Genomic DNA, 3130 nt, shown 5'->3' on the forward strand with positions numbered 1-3130 from the left:
CATTCACAAGGCAGAGTTCATTGAAGAGCGCAGGCTGATCATGAACTGGTGGAGCCGGTACCTTGAGGCCAATCTTCAGGAGCATGTCACCCATCACGAGTTTGCGAATCAGGCCGGCGAGAATGTCACTCGGTTAAAAGTAAAACGTGGCGCAATGAAGTAGGCGTGCCAGTTATGCTTCGTTGGGGTAGCGATTAAAAGGTCGTTCGCCAATTGATGTCCTCACTCCGGATAATTTCGACGTGACCACGGGGTTCGTGTGCAGTGCTCTGGGCTCAAGCTGAGGTGTTAACTTCGAGCGGTGGCAAAGGATGTTACCGTTACAGTTGAGTGCTTCTGATGGRCGTTTGTTGTTCTTCGAGTTGCCACTGGAGGGCTGGACTTCACATGCCACCTGAGGCATCGGGAGAAACTCGAAAARTGACGGTCWGCATCTGATTTCTACGGGCTAATGATCACGATATGCTGCTTCTACCATTGAATAACCCGCTTGATCTGGTCGCATTGTTGGGGGGGCAATCTATTTTTCGATTTAAGAGCTCGGAGTGCAGTCGTTGAGTAAAAAGATTTATAGAGCTTACCTGGCTGCTTTTTTCAATTGACTCAATATGGCCTGCAGCGTCGATATTTTACTGATGTAGGGGCTTTATCATCAGTGGTCGCGCATTGTGTGGATGCGCGACCGGCTATGATTTTAATTTAACGCAGTTGGAATCATGTGGTTTTAAGTTGGGTGTACTTGTCGAAAGAGTGTAGCGAAAGATCTCGACCAAACCCAGACTGCTTGCCACCACCGAATGGAACAGCAACGTCCAGAGCATCCATGGCATTGACTGAGACTGTTCCCACATTTAGTGCATGAGTTGCGAGGGCTTCGTCGTAATCCGCCAAGCCCCTAAATTACTTCTCGAGCTCAGGGCTATTTAAGACCCATATCAACCTTTCACTGGTTGGGCTGAGGTACTAGAAAAGCATTTTTCAGATCGACACTCTCCGCCATCGTCTTGTTGCCAGCATCGCCGGGATGCAGGTGGTCTCCCGAATCAATCAGCGGCAGTAGGCGAGTGGGGTGTTCAGGATCGCGGGTCAACAGATCGAAGTCGATCACTGCGTCGAAGGCGTGACTGGTTCGTATCCAGTGGTTGACTGTCTGGCGCAGTTGTTCTTTTTCCGCGCTGTGATAATTCTTCACGATCGTTCCATCCAGGGCGCCTTCGAAGGGCATCAGCGTTGTTCCAATGATGCGAATGTTGTTTAGGCGTGCTTGATCGATCAGTTGACGATAGCCAGCAATCAATTTTGCCTTGGGCGGCACGAGCCTGTTAGGTTCGAAGGAACTGCCCGGCCAACTGATGTCATTGATACCGAGCATCAGAATCACCGTTTTTACCCCGGGTTTGGCCAGCACATCCCGCTCGAAACGTGCCAACGCGCTGACCCCCATGCCATCCTCGAGCAGGCGAGCCCCGGAGATGCCGGCATTGAGTACAACGAGCTTCTGTGTGGTCAAGCGCTGCGCGAGGAAGTCCGGCCAGCGTCGATTGCTGTCCAAAGTCGAGCCGTTGCCATCGGTAATGGAGTCGCCGAGCACCACAAGTGCATGGGTGTCGAGCGGTGCATCCACCAGAATGTCACTGAGAAACAGCCGCGCCTCCACGTGCTCGCGGCCTTCCAGCCGCTGAGCGTCGAGCTGTTTTCCTGGTGTGATGAATGCCGTTTGCTTGCCATCCCAGTGGAAGGTCGTCAACGGCGTGCGCTGTGGCAGATAAAGAGAGATTGCAAGCTCAGCGAGTACCGGCACTGCCAGTTCTATCGGGTCACTGATCCGCGTTTCGCCCGCAGCGATGATGACCTGCTCCTGATCGCTGAACGTCAGGGTGTGCCCGGAGCCCGCGCGAATGTGATCGACACCTTCTACAATGGCGACACGCGCGGCACCGATGACCAGCGGTTGCTTGCCATATTCATTAGAAACCACCACGCGTACCCGACTACCGCCGCTACTGATGCGCACTTTTTGGTGGATCGTGCTGTCAGTCAGTGTTTCAGGAGTTCGCGTGGGCAGCGGCAACTCATTGCCCCAGGTGGGTTGAGGGCTGGCCATCCAGGTGGTGACCCAGTTTTCCGCTGCCATGACAGGGCTTGCGGCAAGCAGGGCAGTCAAAGCGAGAGGCAACGGTATTCTAGAGTGAAAGGCCTTCATCCAGGTATGTCCTTGGGCGGTAATGGTTCAGGAAGGCCAGATTGCTCTATTCAAAATGGGTGTGGTAGAAGGGGAAATCCCATACAGCCCATTCCTGAATCGAATACCCATGGACAATCTTAAAGCGATGCAGTGTTTCGTACGCGCCGTCGAGCTTGGAAGCCTGTCATCTGCCGCGCGTGAGTCGGGCAGCACTCAGCCCACGGTCAGCAAGCTGATCGCCGCCCTGGAGAAGCAATTGGGAGCCCGCCTGCTGATTCGTGGCACTAACGGGYTGACACCTACCGAACCGGGAAAGCGTTTCTACGAGCGTGCCAAAGGCGTGCTGGAGGAGTACAGCGAAGCTGTTGCAGAGGTGCGCGGTCTGACCGAACGCCCCGAGGGGTTTCTACGCATCAACGTTCCAGTCAGCCTGGGGGTGTTGCGTTTGAATGGGTTGCTATTGTCGTTCATGGAGGAGTACCCGGCCATTGAAGTGGAGCTGATCCTCAATGATCGTTTCGTCGACCTCACTGAGGAAAATGTCGACCTGGCTCTACGCTTGGGGGGCACATTGCCACCGAACGCCGTCGCCCGACACATAGCGACCTCACCGCGATATCTGGTGGCCGCACCTGAATACCTGCGTCCCCATTCCCCGTTGAAAAGCCCGGCCGACCTGAGTGAACACAATTTCCTGCGGTTTGCGTGGTTGACCGCAGGCGATCGTCTGGAGCTCAGTGGCCCCCTTGGGGAGCAGGTAAGCGTCACGACTCAGGGGCGCTATCGAACCAACAGCTCATTGGCCATTCGCGACGGTCTTCTACAGGGCGCCGGGCTTTGTATCACCCCGGCCTGGCTTGTCAGCGACCTGCTTGAATCAGGGCAGTTGGTGCGTGTTCTGCCTGAGTGGAGCGGCCCGCCAAACGACGCTTTTCTGATCTATCC

At 55.1% G+C, this 3130-nt stretch carries 2 protein-coding genes and 2 pseudogenes; 2 read left to right on the plus strand and 2 right to left on the minus strand.

The window, feature by feature from the left end; genetic code table 11:
• Nucleotides 1-163: pseudogene (locus AC1DVH_RS28575) on the plus strand (tyrosine-type recombinase/integrase); the annotation flags it as partial.
• A 551-nt stretch (nucleotides 164-714) separates the two neighbouring features.
• Here AC1DVH_RS28575 and AC1DVH_RS28580 read toward each other — a convergent pair.
• Both AC1DVH_RS28580 and AC1DVH_RS28585 read right to left on the minus strand, forming a co-directional pair.
• Nucleotides 715-855 (minus strand): annotated as a pseudogene (locus tag AC1DVH_RS28580) (aldehyde dehydrogenase family protein); the annotation flags it as partial.
• A gap of 88 nt (nucleotides 856-943) precedes the next feature.
• Entirely contained in the window at nucleotides 944-2203 is a 1260-nt protein-coding gene (locus AC1DVH_RS28585; RefSeq protein WP_477756607.1) for an SGNH/GDSL hydrolase family protein, read from the minus strand.
• Between the two features lie 109 nt (nucleotides 2204-2312).
• On the opposite strand from AC1DVH_RS28585, the gene AC1DVH_RS28590 reads away from it, so the two are divergent.
• Nucleotides 2313-3130, plus strand: an 818-nt coding sequence (locus tag AC1DVH_RS28590) for a LysR family transcriptional regulator (RefSeq protein WP_477756608.1), incomplete at its 3' end; no start/stop codon positions are given.

Source organism: Pseudomonas sp. P4_C3 (genome assembly GCF_056402075.1).